Origin of the sequence: Mesorhizobium sp. B2-3-14 (assembly GCF_006442175.1) — a bacterium.
GTDB lineage: Bacteria > Pseudomonadota > Alphaproteobacteria > Rhizobiales > Rhizobiaceae > Mesorhizobium > Mesorhizobium australicum.
Genome location: NZ_VFVP01000012.1, coordinates 61444 through 87628, shown reverse-complemented (window position 1 = coordinate 87628; position 26185 = coordinate 61444). Strand labels below are relative to the sequence as shown.

Below are 26185 nucleotides of genomic sequence, written 5' to 3'. Positions count from 1 at the left end.
CTCGGCAGCCCAGGGTTTCGAGGACGAGAATGGCGATCAGCGAAAGCATCCAGCCCGGCGCGGTGGCCAAGAACGGCCGCGACGTCTTCTTCGCGCTCGGCATCGTCGTCATCCTGGCCGTGCTGTTCCTGCCGATCCCGGCCTTTCTCATCGACATCGGGCTTGCCTTCTCGATCGCGCTTTCGGTGCTGATCCTGATGGTGGCGCTGTGGATCCAGCGGCCGCTCGATTTCTCGTCCTTCCCGACCGTGCTGCTCATTGCCACCATGCTGCGCCTGTCGCTCAACATCGCCACCACGCGCATGATCCTGTCGCACGGCAATGAGGGCACGCACGCCGCCGGCTATGTCATCGCCGGCTTCTCCAAGCTGGTGATGGCCAGCGATTTCGTCATCGGCCTGATCGTCTTCATGATCCTGATCGTGGTGAACTTCATCGTCATCACCAAGGGCGCCACCCGTATCGCCGAGGTCGGTGCGCGCTTCACCCTCGACGCCATCCCCGGCAAGCAGATGTCGATCGACGCCGACCTCTCCGCCGGCATGATCGACGACAAGACCGCGCAACTGCGCCGCCGCGAACTGGAAGAGGAATCCTCCTTCTTCGGTTCGATGGACGGCGCCTCGAAATTCGTCCGCGGCGACGCCATCGCTGGCCTCATCATCACCGCCATCAACATCGTCGGCGGCATCGCCATCGGCTACATCAGGCACGGCATGGGCATGGGCGAGGCCGCCGACGTGTTCATCAAGCTGTCGGTCGGCGACGGTCTCGTCACTCAGATCCCGGCGCTCATCGTCTCGCTCGCCGCCGGCCTGCTGGTCTCCAAGGGCGGCACGCGCGGCTCGACCAACCAGGCCGTGTTCGGCCAGCTCGGCGCCCATCCGCGCGCGCTCTACGTGGCGGCCGCACTGCTGGTGTTGCTCGGCCTGATGCCCGGCCTGCCACTGTTCCCGTTCTTCGCGCTCGCCGCCGGCATGGCCGGCCTCGGCTATGTCATTCCAATGCGCCACAACCGGGCCGTCGCCGAGGCCGAGGCGCTGAAGAGCCAGGAAAAAGCGAGCAAGGCCGAGGAAGAGAAGAACTCGGTCAAGGCCTCGCTCGCCACCGCCGAGATCGAACTGCTGATCGGCAAGCAGCTTTCGACCCGGCTCCTGGTCTCGCACCAGGAACTGGTCTTCCGCATGTCCAAGATGCGCAAGAAATTCGCCCAGCAATACGGCTTCGTCGTGCCGGAAGTCCGTGTCGCCGACGACTTCGCCATCCCACCGAAAAGCTATCAGATCAAGGTGCACGGCACCGTGGTCGCCGAATATTCGATGCGCGTCGGCGAGATCATGGTGCTGCTCGGCAACCGCGACATACCCGAAATCCCAGGCGAGGAGATTCGTGAGCCCGCCTTCGGCATGCGCGCCTACTCCGTCATGGAAACCTTCGCCGAGGATCTGAAGCGCGAGAACTTCACCTTCGCCGACAACATGTCGGTGCTGCTCACCCATCTCTCGGAAGTCATCCGCAACAACCTGCCGCAGCTCCTGTCCTACAAGGACATGAAGGCGCTACTCGAACGCCAGGACCAGGAATACCGCAAGCTCGCCGACGAGATCTGCACCACCCACATCTCCTATCCCGGCCTGCAGGCGGTGCTCAAGCTGCTGCTTGCCGAACGCGTCTCGATCCGCAACCTGCATCTCATCATCGAGGCCATCGCCGAGATCGCGCCGCATGTGCGCCGCACCGAGCAGATCGTCGAACATGTGCGCATCCGCATGGCCCAGCAGATCTGCGGCGACCTCTCCGAAGGCGGCGTGCTCAAGGTGCTGCGCCTCGGCAACCGCTGGGACCTTGCCTTCCACCAGAGCCTCAAGCGCGACGCCAAGGGCGAGGTGCGCGAATTCGACATCGATCCGCGCCAGTTGGAGGAATTCGGCCAGGACGCCACCAAGGCGATCAAGAAACACCTCGAAGCCGGCGAGCGTTTTGTCCTCGTCACCGCGCCCGACGCCCGCCCCTATGTGCGCATGATCATCGAGCGCCTGTTCACCACGCTGCCGGTGCTCTCCCATGTCGAAATCGCCAAGGGCGTCGAGATCAGGGTGCTCGGGACCATATCGTGAGCGTTCTCTCGCAGGCCGTCGTCATCGCGGCGTTCCTCGCCTTCTGCCGCATCGGCGCCTGTTTCATGCTGATGCCTGGCCTGTCCAGCGCCCGCGTCCCGGTCCAGGTCAGGCTGTTCGTCGCGATCGCCGCCACCGGCGGCCTGCTTGCCTTCCTGTGGGACAAGATCTTTCCCTTCGTTGATCCGCGTCCGCAGATCCTGGTGCCGATGATCATCTCGGAGTTGCTGGTCGGCGGGCTGATCGGCGCCATGACCAGGCTCTACATGGAGGCGCTTCGCTTCATGGGCTCGGCCATCGCCATGCTGATCGGCTATGGCGGTTCCGGCGGACCGGCGATCGAGGAACCGGAGCCGCAGGCAGCCCTTGCCGCCATCATTTCGTTCTCGGCGCTGCTGATGCTGTTCGTCTTCGACTTCGATCACGAGATCGTCCGCGCCCTCGTGGCGTCCTACACGGTCGCGCCGGTCAACGTCTTCTTCAACCCGCAGGCGGCGCTGGTCGACATCACCGACACCGTGTCGGACACTTTCTTCCTGGTCATCCGCCTCGGCAGCCCGTTCGTCGCCTATGCCATTCTCGTCAATCTGACGATCGGCTTCGTCAACAAGCTGACGCCGCAGATCCCGATTTATTTCATCTCGCAGCCCTTCGTCATGGCCGGCGGCATGCTGATCTTCTATTTCGCCGCCGGCACCATGCTGTCGCTGTTCGTCGACGGCTTCGTCGACCTCACGCTGGCGAGGTGACATGAGCACGCGCAAGGATCGTCTGAGGAAACTGGTCAAGGTGCAGGGACAGCTGAAAGCCCTGCACGAAACCCGCCACGCCACCTTCGTCGCCGCGGCAAGCGCCGCCGAGACCGAGGCCCGCGAATTGATCGGCCATTTCGACCAGGACAATTCCCTCTCTAGCCTGTTCCCCGATCTCTATCATCGCCGCATCGCCCAGGCCGTCGTGCGCCAGGAGGAGAGCCTGGAAGGCGCGAGACAAGAAGCCGCCCTCATCGCCGCGGCAACCGCCCGCACGAACATGGTCGAGCGCGCCTACAGGGACCTGCGCAACCGCGACGAGCGCGAGAGATCAGACCGCGAGCGGCTGGACCTGATCGCGCAGAAGCGGGGACAGGAGTAATTGGCGGAGCCGGAACGTTGCCCGAACTCATCAATGTTGCGTAGAGAGTCCATCCGCCTGCCGGCTAACGTCCATGCTTACTTCCGTAACCAGCTTGCGGCGAAGGGCCATCACATAGTCACTCGGTCCCTTCGGCGTTATAACGAAGGCTTGGGAGCCGCCAATGACCGATTTGGCAAAATAGGATGCCAACGGTTGATCGGGATCCTCATCCTGCGTTGGAATGGCAATCGCGTTGATTGTATACCCCTTGGCAACGGCGTTCAGCCTGCTCGGCTGGACAGGAAGCCCATCATTATTCTCGCCGTTGGCTGAGATGTCGATTACTTTCTTTGCTGCCGTTCCCGGAAACTGGTCGAGCAGAAGGGCACCGACATCAATAGCCGACGATACGGACGTTCCGCTCCGCCCCCGACGGGCGAAGCCGGTATCTCCTTTCTTGCTGATCACCGATGCGGCCGCTCTGGCGTCTTCCAGCCCGCAGATGTTTGTCCACGGCAGCACGACGCGTGAGTGTCCGGGACTTGACCACTCAAAGTAGGCAACGCTGATGCAGCCGACGTAATTGCGCGCGATGGCGGCGATGATCTCTGGAGAAGTAAGTGCCGCAGCATGACCTTCGCGCTGTAGATCGGCGACCTTTGGATCGACCGAGGATGAGAAATCGACAGCGAATACTACGGCAACATCGACGTTGGCCGCCCAGGCCTGCGGCGCCCAAACCACCGAAGCTCCAAGTGTCCCCACCAGCGCCAAAAATAGGCCGGCACGCTTTGCTGGCCCTTCGGCTGACCGCTCTGTCCCCGATATCAGGGTACCCCTGCATATCGCGCACGCCTGCTCGCGAAAAGAGGCCGCTACGGACAGGGCACCTACGCCCCGATGCATACTACCCAACATGTCATTCTCCACCTCAAGACGGGCATTCTCAAACAGTTACTTTTCAACATGTGGAAATCTCGCGAAGAACCTTGCTCCGCGCGCCGAGCAGCAGCAGATCCGCCTTGGTCCATAGAAGGTAACAGCCCAGCAAACTCAGTTGCATGGCGAGCGCCGCGAAGGACTCGCCCAACCAGACCCGCGGGAAGGTCCCCCCGAGGGCTACGGTTGTCGCTAGCATTGCCGGCAACCGGCTGGCGAGCACTGCACTACGGAAGGGATCGGGCCAGGCGAGGCCCCATATAGCGGCCGCCAACAGCAGCAGCAAATTGGCTCTGATCTCAGACACCCGGCACCCCTCAAGCCAAGTTCTTGATGACTCGGCCCCCTAACTCGCCGGACCTAGACAATCCTGCATCACGGCAGCGCTTGAGGGTGGGCCGCTACTGTTTGCGAAGCGTTAGTTTTGAGTTAGAATTTCGTCAGGCGGGGAGAGCAAATGCAAAATGAAGATAAGGACGAGACAAATAGAATCTCACTCTTCGGTGGTTTCAGGATCGAAAATGCCATGGCGGATTCGCTCCGGCTGACAGGAAAACGAGGGCCTGCGATCATCGCTTATCTGTCCCGGTCTCCAGGCATGGCAGCGACACGGGAGAGGCTGGCTGATCTATTCTGGAGTGACAGCGATAGCGAACACTCCCGCAACAGTCTGAGGCAAACCCTCAGTATTCTGCGCCGGGATTTATCGCGGGCAGGCGTGAATCTTATCCATTCCCGCGGGGAATCGATTGGCCTCACGCCAGACGCGGTTCGGGTTGACGTGGACGAGTTCGAAGCAGGCCTCACGGCCCGTTCTGTGCCGGAACTCGAAAAGGCTCTGGCGAACTACAACGGGCCGTTCCTCGACGGGTTTTATCTGGGAAGCGATGGGTTCGATGGCTGGGTCGCATCCGAACGCGACAGATTGCTGAGCCGCGCACTTGAAGCTTTCGAAAAATTGGCCCGTCTCGTTGACACGGAAACCGGAATCATACTGGTCGATCGCGTTCTCGTCATGGAACCGACGCGGGAAGAGGCCTATCGGCTCAAGATGGAATTACTGCTTGCGTCGGGTCAACGCGACAGGGCGATCAGGACATACGAAGTTTGCAGAAGCATGTTGAAGAAAGAATTCGGGGTCGAGGTCGGCCCGGAAACGCGAGCGCTTTGGCAATCCATGCTGTCTGCCGATACGGCGTCGAATACACAGTCGGCAAATACTGTTCCAGCCAACCAGCGCCACGGGCGCCCATCGATCAGCGTTGCCGACTTCATCAATCTGACCGGAAAGCAAGGCGACGACTTTTTCTCCAAGGGGCTCATGCAGGACATCACCACGGCTCTTTCCGAGGTGGCCGATTACGTCGTGCTCTCCGCACAGCCGCCTGCGGAGAAAAGTGGTGCCGAAGGAACCAAGATCCCGGGAACGCTCCGTGCGCGATACGTGCTTAGCGGCAGCGTCCAGAGATCGGGCAATGGGCTGAGGGTGAACATCCAGCTTGTCGATGCCGCTGGCGGCCACAACGTCTGGGCCCAGAAGTTCGACGGGCAGTCCGAGAATGCGCTCGAATTCCAGGACAGGATCGCACAGTCTGTTGTCTTGGCCGTGATCCTCGACCTTCAACTGACCAACTGGAAAGTCCGCGACAAGAGTCCGCCTGGTCCCCCCGAAGTGCGCAGGTTGGTGAACGAAGCTTTGATGAAGTATTTTGAGATGACCCGGGACTCGCTTCTGATCGGGCTAGAACTTGCCGAGAAAGCTGTCTCCATAGGCGCCGACAACGCGCGTGCGAAGCGGACGCTCTCGATCATAATTTCAATGGGCGTGGCGTTCGGCTCGTTACCCAGGGAGCCGGGCCAGATCGAGCGGGCGGTCGAGCTTGCGGCGGCGTCGGTACGGGCGGTGCCTGACGACGAAATTGCCCGCTGCATCCTGTCATTCGCGCTCGAAAGCTGTGGCCGCATCGACGAAGCGATCGCCGAATGCCAGCACGCGATCGGTCTCAATCCAAGCTATCCGACCGGCCACGGCGACATTTCGATGCTGTTGGCATTGCGCGGAGAGGTAAACGAAGCAGTGCGTGAGGCGAACGAGGCAATCCGGCTCGGAACGCATGACGTCATCGATTTCTGGCGTCATCATGGCTTGGTTGTCGCACTGTTTGCGGGCGGCGACGATCGGCGGGCGCTCGAAGTCGCCCGCAGGGTGGTCAGGACAAAGCCGGGATTTGTTCGCGGCGCCCTTTACTGGGCCGCGTCCGCGTCGGCGACCGGAAACAACGAAGAAGCCTCTAGGGCCATACACCATTGCCTGTCACAACTTCCTCATCTCAACCTGGGCAATGTCTGCCCCGGCTTTGTGCCTCGCTATGTGAAGGATCATCATCACGCGAGATTCCTCGAAATGCTGTCGAGAGCTGGCCTTCCTGCTTCCTGACGGAAGGTGGCTAGGCGGCTTGGACCCGGAGAAACCAGATCAAGCCCGCCTCCCCGCAAGCCTGCCACAAGCTTGTTGAGGCATGGTCCTGGCTAAGGAAACCCGGCAAAAGGCGGACCTTCTTGGCGATTTCTCCACCCAGCGACATCGTGATGGATGTCGTCCGAGCTGCCGATCCGATGGATATCGAGGCTGCCCGCGCCGCGCTGACCAAGCGCGCCGGCAGCGTCGCCGGCACGTTTTCGGTCGACACCGCGGCTTCGGTCGATGCCGGCTCGATCCTGTCGCGCGCGACGGCGGACAAGGCCGCCGCAACAGCCGACCCGGCCAAGAAGTTCAAGAAGTTCGAGGCGATGGTCCTGCAGACCTTCATCCAGAACATGCTGCCCAAGGACACCGAGGGCGTCTATGGCACGGGTCTCGCAGGCGACATGTGGAAATCGCAGCTCGCCGAGCGTGTCGCCGACGTCATGGCTGACCGCGGCGGCATCGGCATCGCCAAGTCGCTGCTCGCCGACCACTACATGGACGGCAAGCGCAAGATTCCGATCGGCCCGGTCTCGAATGGGCCGGAAAAAACCGAGATCGATCAGCAGACCCGTCTGTCCACCTCGCTCGTCCAGGAGCTGCAGCGCAAGGCCGCCAAGTCGATGACCGGCGACGAGACAACCAAAAAAACAGACATCAAGATCTAGGACTGGGAAACACATGGCCGACTCTTCGGAATTCACCGCCAAGCTGCCCGCGCGCACCACCGCGTCGGACGCACCGACTCCTTTCGCGCGGCCTGGAAACCTTGCCGCCATCATCGGCCGCATCGAGGAGGTGGTCGAGGAAGAGACCGCCGGCATCCGCAGCGATACAAGCTATGACCTCAAGGCGTCGAACGCCCGCAAGAGCCGCTATCTCTACGAGCTGACCCGGGCCATGAAGGGCGGCAGCGAAGCCGAGTTCCTCGAGCAGCACCGCGAGGGCCTGACCCGGCTGCGCCAGAAGCTGGCGAAGAACGAAGCCGCTATCCTGGCGCATCTGAGCGCCGTCAACGAGGTCGCCAGCCTGCTGCGCAGTGCCATCCAGCGCGCCGAGACCGACGGCACCTACTCCGCCGGCGAGTTCGGCAGGATGAAAGGTTAGAGCGCGGCAATGCCGAGCTCGCGTTCAAAATGATCAAGGTCATCGCCATAGCGGTCTGGATCTGCGCCGCCACGCTCGGCGCGGTGTTCTATTCGTTCCAGGCCGCCGGTGAACAGGGCGTCGGTGAGAAACCCAAGCCGATGCTGGGCGGGCTGGACTACGTCAAGACCGACATCATTTCGGTGCCGCTGATCCACGACTCCAAGATCGACGGCTATTTTCTGGCCAAGCTCGTCTACACCGTCGAGCCGGAGCAGATAAAGAAGCTGTCGATCCCGGCCGAGGCGCTCATCACCGACCAGGTCTACACCTACCTCTACGCCAACCCCCAGATCGACTTCACCAAGGAGGCGACGCTCGACCTCGATGCCTTTCGCGCCGCGATCCGCGACACGATCAACACCCGGGTCGGCGCAACCCTGGTCCATGAGGTCCTGATCGACCAGGTCAATTTCCTGAGCAAGGATGAGATCCGCGACAACTGGCTGCGTCGGCGGCAGGATGCCAGCACCCAGGCGACCGAGACTCCCAAGCCGGTCAGCGCGCACTAAGCCATCGGCCCGGTGCCGGTGGCCCTAGAGCAGTCGGCGTTGGGGCCAATCCCTGCAATTCGCGTTGACGTAAACGTCAATCCGAAGCTATATGCGGCAGCGATCATGATCGCCAGTGATGCCGCATGAACTTCGGCTGGACCGAAGTGCGTAGCGTGACAGATGCAACCAGACAGGGAGAACAGCGTGAGCGTTCAGGATATAGCCGAGAAGATCAAGTCGCGCGTGGCCAGCAGCGGCTTCGACCGTTCCGTGAAGTTCGACACCGGCAGCGACGGCGTCATCGTCATCGACGGCGCGACCGTCTCGACCACGGACGCTCCCGCCGACTGCACCATCAAGCTGTCGCTCGACGATCTGGATTCGCTGATCGCGGGCGACCTGAACCCGACCATGGCGTTCATGACCGGCAAGATAAAGGTCGAGGGCGACATGACCGTCGCCATGGCGCTGAGCCAGTTGATCGGTTGACAGGCGCGGCCGCCAGAAGCGACTTCGAGATAAACGAAACGCCGCCTTTTCAGGCGGCGTTTCGTTTGAAGGGCAGTCGCGCTTAAGGCTTCATGCGGCCAAGGTCGGCGCCTGTGCCTTGAGCTTGCGGCCGGACGCCTTCAGCGTACCCCTGGCGCCGTCAAGCACGCCCTCCACCAGTTCCAAGGCCAGCAGACGGTGCCGTTCGTAAGGCCCCGGCATGGCGAGCGCCCCGGTCCTGGCAGCCGAAAAGCCGAAGCGGCCATAGTAAGGCTCGTCCCCAACCAGCAGGATCGCGGCGTGGCCGAGGCGCGCGGCTTCCGCGATGGCATGCCGCATCAGCGCCGAGCCGATGCCGGCACTCTTGAGCGACGGGTCGACGGCGAGCGGGCCAAGCAGCAGCGCTGGCGGACCGCCCTCGCCCAGCGTGACATCCCATAGCCGCACGGTGCCGGCCACGCCGCCCGAGGCATCGCGTGCGACGAAGGCAAGCCCCTCCGAGGGCCGGCGGCCGCGGCGCAGCTTCTCCGATGATTTGGTCTTGCGCTTCGGCCCCATGGCGCGATCGAGCAAGGCTTCGCGCGCCGCCATGTCGGCAGCGGTTTCGGCGACCATGGCGAAGGCCGGCGCATGAGCTACGAATTCGACTGACATTTCCATTTCCGCGATCCCTTCACGAGCGGAGATATGTTCCACAGGCGAGCCCAAGTGGGCGACGGGCGCCCACCTGGGATGATCTGAACAGCTCTAATGAGCCGTCAGATCACGTAGGATCGGAGAGGCTCGAAGCCGTTGAAGGCGACCGCCGAGTAGGTGGTCGTGTAGGCGCCGGTGCCTTCAATCAGCACCTCGTCGCCGATGGTCAGTGACAAGGGCAGCGGATAGGGCGTCTTTTCGTACATCACGTCGGCCGAATCGCAGGTCGGGCCGGCGAGCACGCAAGGCGCGGTCTCGCTGCCGTCATGGCGGGTGACGAGGGGATAGCGGATCGCCTCGTCCATGGTCTCGGCCAGACCGCCGAACTTGCCGATGTCGAGGAACACCCAGCGCACATTGTCGTTGTCGGCCTTCTTCGAGATCAGCACGACTTCCGACTTGATGACGCCGGCATTGCCGACCATGCCGCGACCCGGCTCGATGATCGTCTCGGGAATGGCGTTGCCGAAGTGCTTGCGCAGCGCCGAGAAGATCGCCTGGCCATAGGCCTGGGCCGCCGGCACGTCACGCAAATAGCGCGTCGGGAAGCCGCCGCCCATATTGACCATCTTGAGCACGATGCCTTCTTCCGCGAGCGTCGCGAACACCTTCTTGGCGTCGGCCAGAGCACGGTCCCACGCGGTCAGGTCGGTCTGCTGCGAGCCGACATGGAACGACACGCCATGGGCGTCGAGGCCGAGGCCCCTGGCATGGCGCAGCACGTCGACGGCCATGTCGGGCACGCAGCCGAACTTGCGCGACAGCGGCCACTCGGCGCCCTCGCCATCGGTCAGCACGCGGCAGAACACGCGGGAGCCTGGAGCAGCGCGCGCGATCTTCTCGACTTCCTCGACGCAATCGACCGCGAACAGCCGGATGCCGAGCTGGTAGGCGCGTGCAATGTCACGCTCCTTCTTGATGGTGTTGCCGAAGGAGATGCGGTCCGCCGGCGCACCGGCGTCCATCGCCATCTCGACTTCGGCAACGGAAGCGGTGTCGAAGGACGAGCCCATCGCAGCAAGCAGGCGCAGGATTTCCGGCGCCGGGTTTGCTTTCACCGCATAGTAGATCTTGGAATCGGGCAGAGCCTTCTCGAAGGCGCGGAAATTGTCGCGCACGATGTCGAGGTCGACGACGAGGCAGGGGCCGGACGGACGTCGGGTGGCGAGGAAGTCGAGGATGCGCTGTGTGGCCATCGGGTTTCTCCATCGCGCCTTTCGGCGCGCACAAGGGTGCGGGCGCGGGCTGTCGGCCTCGCGAACACGCGGTCAAACAAAGGCGGGACGGAAAATCCATGGAACCAGCCGGTGGAGACCCCGGAACCATGAAACGCCGTCTCGCGGCGATGAACCTTAGCCTTGCCCGGCTTCGGTTCGCTTTGTCTGCCTTGGCTTGGATTGGGAGAACCCCGTTCCGCACTGCCGGCAATGAAGGTGTGCCTCTTCAGTAACCCCGGTCTTTGGACAACCGGCAGAGAACCAGAAAGGCCCGCACCGTCGTTGCTTCAAGGTGTCCTCGGTCTGGCGGTTGGCCGCTAAACCGACTGGAGGGGTTAGCTCCAGTTACCTTACCGATTTCCCTCACCATTCGAGGATCGGCGGACACCCACAGGCACGTGCGACTTTGGGCAAGCGCGATATAAGAGCGAAGCATTTCACAATCAATAAAAATCTTATCGCAGGTTGTAAAATTTCTGCCATCGAACAATGTTGGCCAACCGTATACGGATATCGAACGATGACAGGCACGCACGGCCCTTTCAACGCCTTTCTCGACCTTCGCCAGATGCCGGTGGCGCATGCCGAACTTGGACCCCTGGCCGGCCTGCGGCTGGCGGTCAAGGATATTTACGACGTTGCCGGCTACCGCACCGGTTGCGGCAATTTGCAGAAATTCGCCAATGGCCACGCCGCTTCGCGCACGGCGCCGGCCGTGCAGGCAATTCTCGACGCCGGTGCGCGCTTCATCGGCAAGACGCAGACCGACGAACTCGCCTTCGCTCTGTTCGGCCAGAACGCGCATTTTCCGTTTCCGGTGAACCCCGCGGCTCCCGACCGTGTCACCGGAGGCTCGTCGTCGGGGTCGGCGGCGGCGGTGGCGGGCAGATTGGCCGACATCGCCACGGGGTCAGACACCGGGGGTTCGATCCGCGCGCCGGCGAGTTTCTGCGGGCTGATCGGGCTGCGCACCACGCATGGCCGCATTTCCCTCGACGGCACCATGCAACTGGCGCCGAGTTTCGACACGTTCGGCTGGTTCGCCGACGACATCGAAACCTATGAGACTGTCGGCAAGCTGTTGCTTGGCCGCGATCCGCACCAGCATTCCCTGGACCGCCCGGTGGCGCTCGGCTGGCTGGACGAGATGGTCGCCCGGCCGGCGGCCGCCGAATATGCCGGAATGAAGGCGCTGGTGGGCACGGTGTTCGGCACGCCGGCGACGCCAGCGACGCGCTTCAGCTCGTCCCCGGACGAACTCTACTGGTGCTTTCGCCGCCTGCAGGCCAAGGAGGCCTGGACAGTGCATGGCGAATGGATCACCAGCGGCGAGCGCGAGCTCGGGCCCGGCGTCGAGGAACGGTTCGGCTTTGGCCGTGCGGTCGACGACCGGACAGCACAGGCCGAGAAGGTGCGCCGGCTGACCTTTCGCGGCGAACTCAGCGCCTTGCTTGGCAAGGACGGCTTCCTTGTCCTGCCGACGGTGCCGGGTCCGGCACCCTATGTCGACAGCACACCGGAGCAATTCCAGGCCTACCGCGAACGCGCGCTCCATCTTCTATGCCTGGCCGGGCTCTCCGGCTTTCCGCAGATCACCTTGCCGATCGGCTCGGTCGCCGGCGCTCCGTTCGGCCTGTCGCTGCTTGGCCCTTCCGGCAGCGACATTGCCCTGATACGGCTCGGCCGAAAACTTCTCGACGCAGCACAAAGAGCCTGAACAATGGACACACTGACCCGCATGCGCGCCTTCATCGACGTCGTCGAGGCCGAAGGCTTTTCGGCGGCGGCGCGCAAGATCGGCCGCTCCAAGGCGCTGCTGTCGAAATATGTGCGCGAGCTGGAGGACGAGCTCGGCGCTCTGCTGCTGAACCGCACCACGCGCCAGTTCTCGATGACCGAGGCCGGCCACACCTACTACCGCCGCGCCTCGGAAATCGTGCGCGAGGTCGATAGCCTGGCCGACGCCGTGCGCGAGTCCTCCGGCGACGTGCGCGGCCGCATCAAGCTGTCGGCGCCGCGCACCTTCGCCGACGCGCCGATCGGCCAGTCGCTGATCGACTTCGCTAAGCAGTATCCCGACATCGTGCTCGACATCCAGCTCGACGACCGCTTTGTCGATCTGGTCGAGGAAGGCTTCGACCTTGCCGTGCGCATCTCGCGGCTGGAGAACTCGTCGCTGATCGCCAGGCGGCTGGCGCCGTTTTCGATCAAGCTCTGCGGCTCTCCAGAACTGATCGCCAAGCATGGCATGCCGACGCGACCGCAGGATCTCAGCCACATGCCCTGCATCGTCGACACCAATGGCCGCGGACTGAACAACTGGCCCTTCAAGGGCGACAATGGCGATCCGGTGAGCATCGCCGTCTCCGGCCCGATCGAGGTCAACAGCCCGATGGCGGCGCGCGCTGCGGCCTTGTCGGGGCTTGGATTTTGCATCCTGCCGGATTTCATCGCCGCCCCAGACCTCAAGAGCGGCCAATTGGTGGCGGTGCTCGACGACCGCATCCTGTCGGGCGGCGGCATCTTCGCCGTCTATCCGCATCGCCGTTACCTTCCGGCGAAGGTGCGCGTTTTCGTCGATTTCCTGGTGCAGTGGTTCAGGACGCGCGAGAGCGCCTGACCTGCCCCAGCAGCCCGGATACCGCACGCTTTTGAGCTCTCCTGCATGCGTGGCGCTATCCAAAGCCTCGCGCACTTTTGGGTGACATGCGCCCGCAGTCCCAATTTCGCCCCCTTTCTGGTAACCTTCGACCACGCTCTCGAAAGCCAAGGGAATCGCGACCGCGAATGCATCTGAAACGGCACGCAATCATGCTGGCCTCGGCCTTGGCGGCGATCTTTGCCGCGACAGGACCGGCCGAGGTGCATCCGCACGTCTTCGCCGAGGCGCGCCTCGACGTGGTCCTGTCCCCGGATCACCAAAGTGTGAAAGCGTTGCGTCATCTGTGGCGCTTCGACGATCTGTTTTCGAGCACGGTGATGATGGAGTTCGACAAGAACTCCGACCTGAAGCTTGACGACAAGGAGCTGAAGGAGGTCGCCGACACCGTCCATGCCTCGCTGGCCGAGTTCAATTATTTCCAGCTCGTCACGCAGGACGGCAAGGACGTGGCGATGACGCCGCCGCCGCATCTGATGGCCAATTTCGACAACGACCAGTTGATCATCCTGTTTGAATCCGAACCGAAGGCGCCGATCAAGCTGTCCGGCACGATCGACATCGGCGTCTACGATCCGACCTTCTACACGGCGATCGACTTCACCGAGGATTCCAACATCACCGTCGAGGGCCTGCCGTCGAACTGCACGAGCAAGGTCGTCCGGCCGGACCCGGACGAAGCGATCAAGGAAAACCAGAAGACCCTGACGGATGCCTTCTTCAACGATCCGACAGGCACCGACATGAGCAAGATCTTTGCCACCAAACTCGAACTGACCTGTCAGCCAGAAGGATAGATCCGGTGAACCCGATCGGGAACTGTTCGAAACCGTCCCTGCGTTTGGCAGTCGGCCTGTTGGCCCTTGCCTTTGCCATGATGCATTTCGCCAATGCCGCGCACGCCCAGAGTTCGCTCGGCATCGGCGTCAATGACGGCATGGCACCCACCACCGGTCCGTTCGCCCATATCCTGATGTGGATCAATCTGAGGCAGCAGGAATTCTACCGCGCGCTGGCGACCGCCATGAAGGCAATGCGCCAGGACAACAGCAAGATCTGGATACTCATCGGCCTGTCCTTCGCCTATGGCATTTTCCACGCCGCCGGCCCCGGCCACGGCAAGGCGGTGATCTCGTCTTATATGGTGGCCAACGAAGTGGCGCTGAAGCGCGGCATCCTATTGTCCTTCGTCTCGGCGCTGCTGCAGGGCCTGACGGCGACCCTGGTGATGCTGCTGGCCTATTTCGTCCTGCGCGGCACCACCATCTCGATGACCGATGCGGCCTGGTTCATGGAGATCATGAGCTTTGCCCTGGTCACCCTCTTTGGCGCCTGGCTTTTGTGGCGCAAGCTCGGCCCAGCCGTCCTGCGCCTGTTTGGCAAGGGCCCGGCCTACAGCCTGTCGGCGGCTCACGCCGGTCATTCCCATGCCGGCCATTCGCATGGCGCTCACGACCATGCGGCGCACGCTCATTCCCACGCACTGCACGGGCATGGCGATCACGACCATGGGCATGGCCATTCGCACGATCATTACGGCCACGGCGCGCATGATCATGCGCATCACGACCACGCCAGCGGCGAGGTCTGCGACACCTGTGGCCACTCGCATGCGCCCGATCCGGCGCTGCTGTCGGGTGACCGCTTCGACTGGCGCACCGCCTGGTCGGCGGTGGCCGCCGTCGGCATCCGCCCTTGCTCCGGTGCGTTGATCGTTCTCAGCTTCGCGCTGCTCAACGGGCTCTGGCTCGGCGGCCTGCTGTCGGTGCTGGCAATGTCGATCGGAACCGCGATCACCGTCTCGGCCCTGGCCACACTGGCGGTGACCGCCAAAAACTGGGCGGTGTATTTCGCCGGCGACGGCCGCATGGGCAACCGCATCCACTCGATCGTCGAGATCGGCGGCGCGGCCTTCGTCTTCCTGTTCGGACTGCTGCTGCTGTCCGCGAGCCTGACGGGCAGCGTTTAGACCCTACCATTCCGTTGGAATGGGATAGGCACCGTGCGCTACTGACCGGGAATCTTGCCGCCCAGCTCATCCTCGATATGCGCGCGGATGATCTCGTCAAAACTCTTTTCGGCACTGAAGCCAAGTTCCCTTGACCGCCGCGCCTCGAAGCGGGTCGGCCAGCCCTTGACGATTGCCCAGATCGTCTCGTCGGGCACCTCGCGGATCAGGCTTGTCGCCTGCGATCCAGCCACCCGTTCCAGCGCCTCGATCTGCTCGCCAACGGTGACGGCGACACCCGGCATCGTCAGGTTGCGGCGCGGCCCCACGGCTGCGCCCTCGATCTCCGCGCCATGGATCAGGAAACTCACCGCCGAGCGCGGGCTGGCATGGGTGTGCACGACCGAGCGCGGCACCGGCAGGATCGCCTCCTGCCCGCTCAAGGGTTCACGAATGATACCGGAGAAGAAGCCGGACGCCGCCTTGTTGGGCTTGCCGGGCCGCACGCAGATCGTCGGCAGCCGGATGCCGATGCCGTCGAAGAAGCCGCGCCTGGAATAGTCTGCCAGCAGCGCTTCGCTCATTTGCTTCTGCGTGCCGTAGGAGGTCAGCGGCGTCGGGTGGAATTCGTCCGGTATGACATCCGGGAACGGCGCGCCGAAAACGGCGATTGACGACGTGAAGACGACGCGCGGCGCAAACCCTGCCAGGCGGATGGCGTCGAACAGCGCACGCGTGCCGTCGAGGTTGACGCGGTAGCCGAGGTCGAAATTCGCTTCCGCCTCACCCGACACGATGCCGGCGAGGTGGAAGACGACATCGGGGCGCGACACAACCAGGCTTTCCGCGGCGCCTGCTTCGGCAAGGTCCCCCGTGTGCAGCGCGACGCTGACGCCGTCCATGGCTGGCGCTTGCGGCGGCACGATGTCGTGCAGGTCGAGCGCGGTGATCTTCTCGCCGCGCAGCGTGCCGTCCTTGGCCAGCCGGGCGATGAGCTTGCGGCCGACCATGCCCGCGGCGCCGGTGATCAAAATGCGCATGTCCGATATCCCTTACTTCCGATTTTTGCGCTGGGTGCGCGCGCGCAACCAGAACACCAGGAAAAACGCCAGCACGAAGACGGTGCCGAAGATACCCGCCAGCACGGTCGAATAACTGCCGAGTGCCAACATCACGGTCGGCAGGTAGAAAGCGGCAATGCCGAACAGAAGCATGATCCAGACCGCCGCAATGGCCGCATTGCGCGTGTCACGGTCCATCATGCCGCACCGGAACGGCGGTCGTTCATCGAGCTGAGTTGCAAAGCTGGAGGACTCCTGAGGGTCCGATCAATGGTCATCGATCGATCCTAGTGATAGTGGCCGTGATGCGCGGCCGCATCGTGCTCATGTTCGTGATGATGGTCGTCGCCATCGTCGGCGCACCGGCCGAATTCCGGTTCCACGGTGGCATGGCTGATGCCGTGCTCGCTGGCAAGCCGCTTCTTGATGGCGCTGACCGCCTGATGGGCATCGACGCCCTCGTTGAGGCAGGCATGCAGCGTCGCCATGCTGCTCGACCCGTCGAGCGACCAGATGTGCATATGGTGCACCTCGCGCACGCCCTGGACCGTTGCCTGAATGTCCCCGGCGATCAGGTCGCGATCGAGGCTTGGCGGCACGCCTTCGAGCAGGACGTGGGCGGCGGCGCGCATCAGCGACCACGCGGTGGACAGGATCAGCAGCGATACCAGCACGGACAGGATCGGGTCGATCGGCGTCCAGCCGGTCGCCAGGATGACCAGTGCCGCGACGATCGCGGCTGCCGAGCCGAGCAGATCGCCGAGCACATGCAGGATGGCGCCGCGCATGTTGAGGTTGTCTCGATCGCCGCCATGCAGCACCAGGAAGGAGCCGATATTGACCAGCAGGCCGAGGATCGCCACCACCAGCATCGGCCCGCCCAGCACCGGCGCCGGTGTCAGCAGGCGATCCCACGCTTCGTAGACGATCCACAGAGCGATGACGAAAATGGCGATGCCATTGGTGTAGGCCACCAGCGTCTTGACGCGGCCGAAGCCGTAGGTGAGCTGGCCGGTTGCCGGCCGGCCCGCCAGATGGAAGGCATACCAGGCCAGGCCGAGCGCAATGGCGTCGGCGAGCATGTGGCCGGCATCGGCCAGCAGCGCCAGCGACCCGGTAAACAGGCCGCCGAGCGCCTCGGCCACCATGAAGCCGGCGGTCAGGCAGGCCGCGATCAGGACGCGCTTCTGGTCCGTCGACCCATGCACATGGCCGCCGCCGTGATCGTGCCCGCTGTGATCGTGGATATGCGCCAAATGGCAAACTCCCGTTAGGCGCCGAATTCCGCGCGAAAATCCTCGAGCCGGCGGTTCTGCTGGCCATTGGCGTCGAAGTTGGCCGGATCGAGCCAGGCTTCATAAGCCTTGCGCAGAGCCGGCCATTCCTTGTCGATGATCGAATACCACGCGGTGTCGCGGTTTTCACCCTTGACGATGAGATGCTGGCGGAAAATACCCTCGAACTTGAAGCCGAACCGTTCCGCCGCGCGCTTCGACGGCCCGTTGCGGTTGTTGCACTTCCATTCGTAGCGGCGATAGCCGAGTTCGTCGAAGATGTATTTCATGAACAGGAACTGTGCTTCCGTCGCCGCCGGCTTGCGCGAGATGAGGGGTCCCCAGTAGATGTTGCCGATCTCGATGACGCCATGGGTCGGATCGATGCGCATCAGCGTCTGGCGGCCGGCGACCTTGCCGCTTGCCTTGTCGACAATAGCGAAGAACAGCGGATCCTCGCTCGCCTCCACCTTGTCCAGCCAGGGCTGGAAGGCGGCGCGGGTTTCCGGCGGATAGTCGGGCAGCCAGGCGAAGCGGCCGTCGACGTCGGCCACGGAGGACGCCTCGTAGAGGCCGTCGCCATGTGTTGCGGCACTCAATGGCTCGATCCTGACATAGCGGCCCTCCAGAACCTTGCGCTCCGGGCGCGGGCGCGGCTGCCAGTCTTTGAGATTTTCCGACACCGAAAACTCCAATCCGTTTGACTTTTGCGGGCGGACGCTCACAAAAACGCTCGCCAACAGTAAGAACCACAGGGACGGGAAAAATGCTCCACACGATTTCGGCCTTCGACCGTCTTGGCGAGGAAAACGCTTTTGCCGTGCTGGCCCGGGCAACGGCGCTGGCGAGCCAGGGCCGCGACATCGTCAATCTCGGCATCGGCCAGCCCGACTTCAAGACGCCGCAGCACATCGTCGAGGCGGCGATCAAGGCGCTGCGTGACGGCCACCATGGCTACACGCCGGCCAATGGCCTGCTGGCGACCCGCGAGGCGGTGGTGCGGCGCACGCTGACGACCACCGGCGTCAAGGTCTCGCCGGAGGCGGTGATGATCCTGCCCGGCGGCAAGCCAACCATGTTCGCCGCCATCCTGATGTTCGGCGAGCCCGGCGCCGAGATCCTCTATCCCGACCCCGGCTTTCCCATCTACCGCTCGATGATCGAGTTCACCGGTGCAACCCCCATTCCGGTGCCGATGCGCGAGGAGAACGGCTTCGCCTTCTCGGCCGAAGAGACGCTGGGGCTGATCACGCCGAAGACCAGGCTCTTGATCCTCAACTCGCCGGCCAACCCGACCGGCGGCGTCACCCCGCGCGCCGAGATCGAGAAGCTGGTCAAGGGGCTTGAGAAGCATCCAGACGTGGCCATTCTCTCCGACGAAATCTACGATGTCATGACTTATGACGGCGAGACGCATTGCTCGCTGCTTGGCTTTCCCGAGATCCGTGACCGGCTGATCGTGCTCAACGGCTGGTCCAAGACCTGGGCGATGACCGGCTGGCGCATGGGCTGGTCGATCTGGCCGAACGGCGACAAGGGCGCCCACCTCTACGACAAGGTGCGCAAGCTGGCGGTCAATTGCTGGTCCTGCGTCAACGCACCAAGCCAGTTCGCCGGCATCGCGGCGATCGACGGCCCGCAGGATGACGTCGACACCATGATGCGCGCCTTCGACAACCGCCGGAAAATCGTGGTCGAGGGCCTGAATGCCCTGCCAAACATCTCCTGCATCACGCCCAAGGGCGCGTTCTATGCCTTCCCCAATGTCTCGAAGACCGGCTGGAAGGCCAAGAAACTCGCCTCGGCCCTGCTCGACGAGGCCGGTGTGGCGCTGATCGGCGGCCCCGATTTCGGCATTCTCGGCGAAGGCTACATCAGGCTCTCCTACGCCAATTCCGAGGAGAACATCCTGCGCGCGCTGGAGCGGATCGGGGCGTTTCTGGCCAAGTGAGCATCAGCGTCGCCGCGCGAGCCGGATAGCTTGCCACCGCATTCCATGACGGTGTCATGAGCCGTCCGGAGGCGCGTAGCCAAGGCTGTGCGGGCATACCGAAAACGGCTACGAATTCCCGTATCAGGACCAATGGGGGAATCTCGCATGTTCTATGCAATCCTTGCCTATCACGTGGAAGATGCGATCGAGGCGCTGACGCCGCAGGAAGATGCGGCGCTGATGGCCGAGTTGCTCAAGATCAACGGCAGGCTTCATGCGGAAGGCACGCTTGGGCCGTCAGCGCGTCTGGGAACGACACGGGATGCCTGCACCTTGCGCGGCCCGGGCGACGGTATGATCATCGATGGGCCCTTCGCCGAGACCAAGGAACAGTTGCTCGGCCTCTATGTCGTCGACTGCGTCACCAGGGATGACGCCATCGCGATCGCCCGCGATCTTCGTCGTGTCAATCCGACCGCCGTTTACGAGATCAGGCCCATTCTACTCTTCAAGCCCGGCGTGCCGCTGGCGGAAAAATGAGGCACGGGCAAAAGCGCCGCCAGCGCCCGCTGCTCACCCACGCCCCACGAACGGCATCTTGGTCGCCATCACGGTCATGAACAGCACGTTGGCGTCGAGCGGCAGGCTGGCCATGTGCAAGACCGCGTCGGCGACGCGCTGGACATCCATCACCGCTTCGGCTGATATCGAGCCGTTGGCCTGCGGCACGCCGACGGTCATCGGCTGCGCCATGTCGGTCAATGCATTGCCGATGTCGATCTGTCCGCAGGCGATGTCATAGGGGCGGCCATCGAGCGCCAGCGTCTTGGTCAGCCCGGTGATGGCGTGCTTGGTCGCCGTATAGGGCACCGAGCCCGGGCGCGGCGCATAGGCCGACACCGAACCATTGTTGATGATGCGGCCGCCCATCGGCTTCTGCTTGCGCATGGCGCCGAAGGCCGCGCGCGCGCACAAGAAAGATCCGGTGAGGTTGACGCCGACGATATCGTTCCAGACCTCGACCGGGATCTCGTCGATCGGCGTCGACTTGTAGCCCATGCCTGCATTGTTGAAGAGCAGATCGACCCGCCCGAAAGCCTCCGCCACGGTCTCGAACAGATCGTCGACCTCACCGGCTTTGCTGATGTCGCAGGCAACCGCCAATGCCTTGGCCTCGGTCGGCCCGATCTCGGCGATCGCGGCATCCAGCACCGGCTTGCGGCGCCCGCAGAACACCGTATTCCAGCCGGCCTTGAGCAATGCCGTGGCTACGCTCTTGCCGATCCCGGTGCCGGCCCCGGTGACGATGGCGGTCTTTTGCTCGGTCATGGCTGATGTCCTCCGGCAGCGATGTGCGTGCTCGCCTGATCTACAAATTTGGTTCGGGTGGAGAAGGCATCGCAAATGATGGCAGCGATGGCAAGCGCGGCCACTGGGACATGGCCTCGAAAAGTGAACCCATTTATTTGGAGGGCAGCCGGCGAGGACGGACAAAAAGGGCGGTCATTGGCGACCGCCCTGATCTGAACCGGGCTTGGGAGGAGGAAAAGCCGATCCGACTGTGTAGAATCATGCGCTTCCTGAGTTAACGAAAGGTTAACGCCTCCACGGCCTGTGTGCCAATCCGGGTTACCACTGCGGATTGGGTGGCGTACCCTCGGCCGTGGGCACTTTCGCCGCCGAAACCGTCGCCTCGACATGGTCGATCAGCGAGTCCGGCAGGCCGAGACGCCCGGCAAGCAGGTCGAGGTAACCGCGCTCGGCGCGCGTGTTGGGATCGATGGTAAGGCGCGACGCCGTATAGAGTTCGAGCTTCTGCGCGTCGGTCTTGGCGCCGGCCACCAGCGTGTCGAGGTCGAGCGGCCTCTCCAGCTCCGCCATCAGGAATTTTTCCGCATCGGTGCCGATCCCGGCGAGGCTGAGCTTGCCGGCGATCTTCCGGCGCTCTTCGTCGTCGACATGGCCGTCGGCCTTGGCCGCCGAGATCATCGCCCGCACCAGGGTCAGCGTGAACTCATCCTCGCCTTGCGGCGCCTGCGACGGGTGGAAGGCGGTGTCCTTGGGCGGCGGCAGCAATTCCGGCTCGCCAGCCGCGGGCGCCTGTTCCGGTGCGTTGCCGGCCTTGTAGTTCTGGTAGGCCTTGTAGGCGAGACCACCGATGGCGGCCAGTCCGCCAAGCTTCACCGCGGCACCCGTCACCTGCCGGCCGGCGCCGGTCCCAAGCAGCACGGCGGCTAGCGCACCGGCGGCCAGCGGATTGTCCTTGGCCATCTGCACCGCCTGGCCAGCCTTGTCGCGGACCGTGCCGCTGGCACCGGGAACTTGCGAGCCGAGCAGATCGTCAAGAAGCTTCTTGGGATCGAACATCGATGCCTCCAGGATTTGCCCAGCCGAACGGGCAGGTTTCGAACGCCGAAGAGGTAGGTCCCGAAGCTTGACATTGCAATGACAGTGCCCCGGTTTGCCCGGCCCCGGCGCCCTCGATCAGGACCCGATGTGCGGTCCCCTGCCCCGCGCTTGCGCGAGCTCGACCTGTCGCTGCCGCTCCGCGTAGCGCTTCCGGTCTTCGTCCGAGCGGGCGTCAAAACAATGCGGGCAAGAAACGCCGGCGGCATATCGAGGCGAAGCCAGCTCGCTTGCCGTCAGCGGATGGCGACAGGCACGGCAAAGCTCCGCATCACCCTCGGTGAGGCCGTGCGACACCGAAACCCGCTCGTCGAAGACGAAGCACTCGCCTTGCCACAGGCTCTGCTCCGCTGGAACCTCCTCAAGGTATTTGAGGATGCCCCCCTTGAGGTGGAACACGTCCTCGAAGCCGAGTGACTTCACATAGGCGGTCGCCTTTTCGCAGCGAATGCCGCCGGTGCAGAACATCGCCACCTTGCGTCCTTCGAGATCCGCCCGATGCGCTTCCACCCAGGCCGGGAATTCGCGAAAGCTCGCCGTCGCCGGGTCGACGGCGCCCTTGAAGCTGCCGATCGAGACCTCATAGGCGTTGCGCGTATCGATGACGATCGTGTCGGCTTGCGAGATCAGCGCATTCCAGTCGCCCGCCTCCACATAGGTGCCCGCACTTGCCGCCGGGTCGATGGTCTCGACGCCCATGGTGACGATCTCGCGCTTCAGCCGCACCTTCATGCGGTGGAAAGGCATGGCCGCGGCACTGCTGTACTTGACCTCGAGACCCGACAGGCCGTCGATCGCTTCGATGTGTTCGATCAGCGCGGCGATCGCTTCGTCGCTGCCGGCGACGGTGCCGTTGATGCCCTCATGCGCCAGGAGCAGCGTGCCCTTGATGCCGCGCCCGCAGCAGAAGGCCGCAAGCGGCGCGCGCAACGCCTCGAAAGCATCGAGCCGGGCAAAACGGTAGAGCGCGGCGACGCGGGCTGGCTGGGATGGCGCGGGCAGTGTTGTCATTGCCAGAGCAACTAGACGCTAGTAGAAGCCGATTCAAGTGAAACGGGTTCGATCCGTCTGTCATGGCCCTGTCGGGAAAGAACCTTTAAGCTGAGCGGCAACGCGTGACATCGCGCCGCGATGGGTTCCGTGGACAGGGCAATACCTGTCTGCTAATCGGTTGAAATTCCCTTCGATACGCCCCCGACAAGGAGAGACCGAATGTCCAGCAAGACCGAGAACCTCCTGTCGCTCCTCAATGGCCAGCCGGTCATTCCGGTGTTGAAGATCGCCAACGTTGCCGATGCGGTGCCGCTGGCCCGTGCCCTGGCGCGTGGCGGTTTGCCGGCGATCGAGATCACGCTGAGGACCGCGGATGCGCTCGAAGCGATCCGTCGAGTGGCGGGCGAAGTTGAGGAAGCCATCGTCGGCGCCGGCACCGTTCTGGATGCCAGCCAGTTCGACGAAGCGGCCGCGGCCGGTTCGCGCTTCATCGTCAGCCCCGGCATCACCCGCGAGCTTCTGGCTGCCGCCTCCGACAGCGAGGTTCCGCTGCTGCCCGGCGCCATCACGCCCGGCGAGATCATGGCCGCGCGCGAAGCCGGCCTTCGCTTCCTGAAATTCTTCCCGGCCGAACAGTCCGGCGGCATCGCTTCGCTCAAGGCTTTTGCCTCGCCGCTGGCGGACGTCAAGTTCTGCCCGACTGGCGGCATCACCGGCAAGAACGCGGCCGATTATCTCAGCCTGTCCAATGTCATCTGCGTCGGCGGCTCATGGGTGGCGCCCGACGACATGGTCAAGGCCGGCAAGTGGGACCAGATCGAAGCGCTCGCACGCGCTGCCAGCGAACTCGGGAAATAGCGTCTTTCCGCACGGCATGAAAAACCCTGCCGACGAGCGTCGACCGGGCCTTTCTGACTGGCTAATCCAGACTGCGATCAGTTGCAGACCTTGACCGTCTCCGTCACTTTGCGATGGTGCCGCCAGTGCGTCACCACCCTGGTGCGGCAGTGCTTCTTGATCATGTGCATATGATTGTCGGTCTTGACGACAACGGTCTCCGCCTGTGATGGCGCGATGGCGGCCGATGCTGCCGCCACCGCCATAACTGATGCCAATATAATCTTTTTCATGAGTATCCTCGGGTTGGAGCGTACCCACACTAAACCGGAAATGAGCGGGCCGTTCCCGCTTCACGAGAAGTTCAGCCGCGCGTGATCCTCAGGGGTCGGAGGCCGCATGCATCACACGCTGGGACAGCAAGAAGCCGCGCGGGTCCCCCGGCGCGGCCTCGGCATACTGCGGCCTGTTCGTTACTTCGTCTGGAAGCGGGCGACAGACAGGAACTTGACGGCGTTGCCGGTAAAGCGATTGGCGTCGGCCACCTGATTGTCCTGCTGGAAGCCGGCCGTATAGACCTCGCTCGGCGGCGTATGCACGATGTTGTAGGCGTAACCCGGCGCGGTCGTCGCACTCGAAACGGTGGCGACGTTCTCGCCGCTGGTCAGCGCCCAGCGGGCGGCCTGCGGCGCTGCGGCAACCACTACGGCCCTGGGGCCAGGCTTCTGATCGCGGGCGGTGGCCCTGGCTTCCTTGCGGGTCGTCTTCACACCGGCGCCGATCGCGGCGGCCGGATCCGAACCGGCCGGCCGGCCGGCAACAGCCTGGCGCGGCGACGCCGCATCGACACCGGACGGATCGTTGAAGGCCGAACGCGGTTCTACGGACAGCGAGGCCAGCTGATATTCGTCGGCGGCGCCGGCCTTGGCATTGGCCTCGTCGAGCACGGCCTTGACGGCATCCGGCTTGGCCGGCTCGGGACGCGCCGTCGGCAGCACGGAGAACGCATCCGTCGCGGTCTTGCCTTGGTCAGCCGTTTCGGCCAGCGCCATCAGCACATCCTTGCTGGGCGGCGGCGCGAGATCCGCCGGCAGCGTGCGTTCGGGACGCCATGTCGGCAAGGGGATATTGTTGACGGCGACCTGCGCCGGATCGGCCGCCGCTGCCAGCGCCGCCGGATCGGCCTTGCCGAAAGGCATGTTCGCCGGCGCCTGCGCGGTCGCCACGGCCTGTTCCGTGGTGGTCGTCGCATCCGCCGTGGCGAAGGGAACGTTTTCAGGCGTCTGTGCGCCGACATCGGCCTTCGGCCGAGGCGCGAAATCGGGCAGCGGGATTTCCTTGGCCGGCAGCGCCGCGATGATTGTCTCCGGCGTGTCCTTCTCCGGTTCCGGAGCCTGCTCGTCGGCAATCTGCGGAATGTCGGCGCGCTGGGCATTCTCGGGGGCCACGATGGCGATGCCAGGCAGGTTGCCGCTCTTGGCTGTCGCGGCCGGCTTCAGATTTCTAGCCTTGGGCGCGGGTGCGGCCGAAGCGGTCTCGACGTCTGCGCTGTCGTCGGCCTCGTCATCGCCACCGCCGCCGAAGAAGGCAGCGAGGAACCCGCCGGATTTCTTGCCGCTGCCGCCAGCGCTGGCCACTTCGATATTCGGTGTGCCCGAACCCTTGCGCGACTTGTAGGAGGCCAGCGCCTGTTCATAGCCGGGCAGCGGCCGGCCATCGCTCGGCACATGCAGCGTCTTGCCATTGGGGAACAGGCTGACCAGTTCCTGGCGGCTGATGCCGGGCCAGTGGCGCACATTGCCGACATCCATGTGGACGAATGGCGAACCGGAGGTCGGGTAATAGCCGACACCACCGCCCTGCATCTTGAGGCCGATGTTGCGCAGCTTCTTCAGCGGTACGCCGGGAATGTAGAAATCCATCGCCTTGCCAAGCATATGCTGGCTCTTCTCGGCGACACCGCGGCTGCGGCTGCGCAGCATCGAATTGGTGGACGGCGAACGGTAGCCGCAGACGACCTGGATATAATCGGTGGCGCCACTTTCCCGATACGCCTCCCAGACCAGATCCAGCAGACGCGGGTCCATTTTGGTCGGCTCGTTGCGACGCCAGTCGCGCAGAATGATGTTGATCTTCCTCAGGCCTTCGGGAACGTAGCGACCATTGCGCTTGTAGACGATCTCCGCCTTCTCATGCGTGTGAAGATGGTAGAGCTTCAGTGAACGAACTTCGGCCTGGGCGCCAGTGGCGGCCGCGGCAACAAAACCAAATGCGACAATCACCGCCGCCAACCATCTCGGCCAGACGCTCAAATGATAGTGCCGCCCGTTTGTGAGTCGTTCGATTCTGTTCAAATCAAAAGGCCTTGCAGGCTGCCGTTTGTCCCCGGATTTGCC

At 63.6% G+C, this 26185-nt stretch carries 29 protein-coding genes; 16 read left to right on the top strand and 13 right to left on the bottom strand.

Going from position 1 to position 26185, the window contains the following annotated elements:
• Positions 1-29 precede the first annotated feature (29 nt).
• Genes flhA through FJ950_RS24985 form a run of 3 tightly spaced genes read left to right on the top strand, consistent with a single transcriptional unit; the run spans position 30 to position 3251 of the window.
• On the top strand, positions 30-2117 hold the full coding sequence (gene flhA / locus FJ950_RS24995; RefSeq protein ID WP_015315887.1) for a flagellar biosynthesis protein FlhA: 2088 nt from the start codon (positions 30-32) through the stop codon (positions 2115-2117).
• Positions 2114-2866 carry a flagellar biosynthetic protein FliR gene (fliR, locus tag FJ950_RS24990; RefSeq protein ID WP_140619428.1) on the top strand — a complete coding sequence of 251 codons (753 nt, stop codon included), beginning with the start codon at positions 2114-2116 and terminating at the stop codon, positions 2864-2866. The genes flhA and fliR overlap by 4 nt, the downstream gene beginning before the upstream one ends.
• A gap of 1 nt (position 2867) precedes the next feature.
• Complete coding sequence (locus FJ950_RS24985; protein WP_140619426.1) at positions 2868-3251, top strand: hypothetical protein; 384 nt, start codon at positions 2868-2870, stop codon at positions 3249-3251.
• Positions 3252-3281: 30 nt separating this feature from the next.
• Here FJ950_RS24985 and FJ950_RS24980 read toward each other — a convergent pair whose 3' ends face one another.
• Positions 3282-4151, bottom strand: coding sequence for a DUF1194 domain-containing protein (locus tag FJ950_RS24980; protein ID WP_140619424.1), 870 nt, complete (start codon positions 4149-4151; stop codon positions 3282-3284).
• 43 nt (positions 4152-4194) lie between these two features.
• The gene (locus tag FJ950_RS24975) at positions 4195-4479 is read right to left on the bottom strand and encodes a hypothetical protein (protein ID WP_181171431.1); all 285 of its coding nucleotides are present in this window, start codon (positions 4477-4479) and stop codon (positions 4195-4197) included.
• 150 nt (positions 4480-4629) lie between these two features.
• Between FJ950_RS24975 and FJ950_RS24970 the strand changes: the two genes are divergently transcribed.
• The 5 genes from FJ950_RS24970 to FJ950_RS24950 all read left to right on the top strand — a co-directional run bounded on the left by FJ950_RS24970 (position 4630) and on the right by FJ950_RS24950 (position 8765).
• On the top strand, positions 4630-6609 hold the full coding sequence (locus tag FJ950_RS24970; protein WP_140619422.1) for a BTAD domain-containing putative transcriptional regulator: 1980 nt from the start codon (positions 4630-4632) through the stop codon (positions 6607-6609).
• 122 nt (positions 6610-6731) lie between these two features.
• Positions 6732-7304: a rod-binding protein gene (locus FJ950_RS24965; RefSeq protein WP_181171429.1), complete on the top strand. Its 573-nt coding sequence runs from the start codon at positions 6732-6734 to the stop codon at positions 7302-7304.
• A gap of 13 nt (positions 7305-7317) precedes the next feature.
• On the top strand, positions 7318-7743 hold the full coding sequence (locus tag FJ950_RS24960) for a hypothetical protein (RefSeq protein ID WP_015315880.1): 426 nt from the start codon (positions 7318-7320) through the stop codon (positions 7741-7743).
• A 29-nt stretch (positions 7744-7772) separates the two neighbouring features.
• A complete protein-coding gene (locus FJ950_RS24955; protein ID WP_140619420.1) occupies positions 7773-8294 on the top strand; it encodes a hypothetical protein in 522 nt (173 codons plus the stop codon).
• A gap of 186 nt (positions 8295-8480) precedes the next feature.
• Positions 8481-8765, top strand: a complete 285-nt coding sequence (locus FJ950_RS24950) for an SCP2 sterol-binding domain-containing protein (RefSeq protein WP_015315878.1) — start codon at positions 8481-8483, stop codon at positions 8763-8765.
• A gap of 90 nt (positions 8766-8855) precedes the next feature.
• On the opposite strand, the gene FJ950_RS24945 is transcribed toward FJ950_RS24950, so the two are convergent.
• The gene (locus tag FJ950_RS24945; protein WP_140619418.1) at positions 8856-9425 is read right to left on the bottom strand and encodes an N-acetyltransferase; all 570 of its coding nucleotides are present in this window, start codon (positions 9423-9425) and stop codon (positions 8856-8858) included.
• A gap of 98 nt (positions 9426-9523) precedes the next feature.
• Positions 9524-10657, bottom strand: a complete 1134-nt coding sequence (gene odc2, locus FJ950_RS24940) for an ornithine/lysine decarboxylase (protein WP_140619416.1) — start codon at positions 10655-10657, stop codon at positions 9524-9526.
• A gap of 541 nt (positions 10658-11198) precedes the next feature.
• Here odc2 and FJ950_RS24935 point away from each other — a divergent pair.
• The 4 genes from FJ950_RS24935 (at position 11199) to FJ950_RS24920 (ending at position 15306) form a co-directional block, all read left to right on the top strand.
• On the top strand, positions 11199-12395 hold the full coding sequence (locus tag FJ950_RS24935) for an amidase (protein WP_140619415.1): 1197 nt from the start codon (positions 11199-11201) through the stop codon (positions 12393-12395).
• A 3-nt stretch (positions 12396-12398) separates the two neighbouring features.
• Positions 12399-13298 carry a LysR family transcriptional regulator gene (locus tag FJ950_RS24930; RefSeq protein ID WP_127275856.1) on the top strand — a complete coding sequence of 300 codons (900 nt, stop codon included), beginning with the start codon at positions 12399-12401 and terminating at the stop codon, positions 13296-13298.
• 167 nt (positions 13299-13465) lie between these two features.
• Positions 13466-14134: a DUF1007 family protein gene (locus FJ950_RS24925; protein ID WP_140619413.1), complete on the top strand. Its 669-nt coding sequence runs from the start codon at positions 13466-13468 to the stop codon at positions 14132-14134.
• A gap of 77 nt (positions 14135-14211) precedes the next feature.
• Positions 14212-15306, top strand: coding sequence for a nickel/cobalt transporter (locus FJ950_RS24920; protein WP_246681370.1), 1095 nt, complete (start codon positions 14212-14214; stop codon positions 15304-15306).
• Positions 15307-15344: 38 nt separating this feature from the next.
• Here the strand turns inward: FJ950_RS24920 and denD are convergent, their stop codons facing one another.
• The 4 genes from denD to FJ950_RS24900 all read right to left on the bottom strand — a co-directional run bounded on the left by denD (position 15345) and on the right by FJ950_RS24900 (position 18303).
• Entirely contained in the window at positions 15345-16325 is a 981-nt protein-coding gene (gene denD, locus FJ950_RS24915) for a D-erythronate dehydrogenase (protein ID WP_015315871.1), read from the bottom strand.
• A gap of 12 nt (positions 16326-16337) precedes the next feature.
• Positions 16338-16547, bottom strand: a complete 210-nt coding sequence (locus FJ950_RS24910) for a hypothetical protein (RefSeq protein ID WP_015315870.1) — start codon at positions 16545-16547, stop codon at positions 16338-16340.
• A gap of 86 nt (positions 16548-16633) precedes the next feature.
• Positions 16634-17602, bottom strand: a complete 969-nt coding sequence (locus FJ950_RS24905) for a cation diffusion facilitator family transporter (protein WP_015315869.1) — start codon at positions 17600-17602, stop codon at positions 16634-16636.
• A 14-nt stretch (positions 17603-17616) separates the two neighbouring features.
• A complete protein-coding gene (locus FJ950_RS24900) occupies positions 17617-18303 on the bottom strand; it encodes a GNAT family protein (protein WP_140619411.1) in 687 nt (228 codons plus the stop codon).
• A gap of 83 nt (positions 18304-18386) precedes the next feature.
• Between FJ950_RS24900 and FJ950_RS24895 the strand changes: the two genes are divergently transcribed.
• Positions 18387-19571 carry a pyridoxal phosphate-dependent aminotransferase gene (locus FJ950_RS24895; RefSeq protein WP_140619409.1) on the top strand — a complete coding sequence of 395 codons (1185 nt, stop codon included), beginning with the start codon at positions 18387-18389 and terminating at the stop codon, positions 19569-19571.
• Positions 19572-19718: 147 nt separating this feature from the next.
• A complete protein-coding gene (locus FJ950_RS24890) occupies positions 19719-20093 on the top strand; it encodes a YciI family protein (RefSeq protein WP_015315862.1) in 375 nt (124 codons plus the stop codon).
• Positions 20094-20126: 33 nt separating this feature from the next.
• Here FJ950_RS24890 and FJ950_RS24885 read toward each other — a convergent pair whose 3' ends face one another.
• Positions 20127-20882 (bottom strand): SDR family oxidoreductase, encoded by a 756-nt coding sequence (locus FJ950_RS24885; protein ID WP_140619407.1) that lies wholly within the window; start codon positions 20880-20882, stop codon positions 20127-20129.
• Between the two features lie 5 nt (positions 20883-20887).
• Between FJ950_RS24885 and FJ950_RS24880 the strand changes: the two genes are divergently transcribed.
• Positions 20888-21142, top strand: coding sequence for a hypothetical protein (locus tag FJ950_RS24880; protein WP_140619405.1), 255 nt, complete (start codon positions 20888-20890; stop codon positions 21140-21142).
• 40 nt (positions 21143-21182) lie between these two features.
• On the opposite strand, the gene FJ950_RS24875 is transcribed toward FJ950_RS24880, so the two are convergent.
• Complete coding sequence (locus tag FJ950_RS24875) at positions 21183-21920, bottom strand: tellurite resistance TerB family protein (RefSeq protein WP_140619403.1); 738 nt, start codon at positions 21918-21920, stop codon at positions 21183-21185.
• A gap of 117 nt (positions 21921-22037) precedes the next feature.
• Complete coding sequence (locus tag FJ950_RS24870; RefSeq protein WP_015315859.1) at positions 22038-22970, bottom strand: rhodanese-related sulfurtransferase; 933 nt, start codon at positions 22968-22970, stop codon at positions 22038-22040.
• A 201-nt stretch (positions 22971-23171) separates the two neighbouring features.
• Here FJ950_RS24870 and FJ950_RS24865 point away from each other — a divergent pair, with 201 nt between their 5' ends.
• Positions 23172-23810, top strand: a complete 639-nt coding sequence (locus FJ950_RS24865; RefSeq protein WP_140619401.1) for a 2-dehydro-3-deoxy-phosphogluconate aldolase — start codon at positions 23172-23174, stop codon at positions 23808-23810.
• 77 nt (positions 23811-23887) lie between these two features.
• Here FJ950_RS24865 and FJ950_RS24860 read toward each other — a convergent pair whose 3' ends face one another.
• Together FJ950_RS24860 and FJ950_RS24855 are read right to left on the bottom strand one after the other, a co-directional pair.
• On the bottom strand, positions 23888-24082 hold the full coding sequence (locus FJ950_RS24860; protein ID WP_140619399.1) for a hypothetical protein: 195 nt from the start codon (positions 24080-24082) through the stop codon (positions 23888-23890).
• 180 nt (positions 24083-24262) lie between these two features.
• Positions 24263-26071 carry a DUF882 domain-containing protein gene (locus FJ950_RS24855; RefSeq protein ID WP_224596384.1) on the bottom strand — a complete coding sequence of 603 codons (1809 nt, stop codon included), beginning with the start codon at positions 26069-26071 and terminating at the stop codon, positions 24263-24265.
• Positions 26072-26185 lie beyond the last annotated feature (114 nt).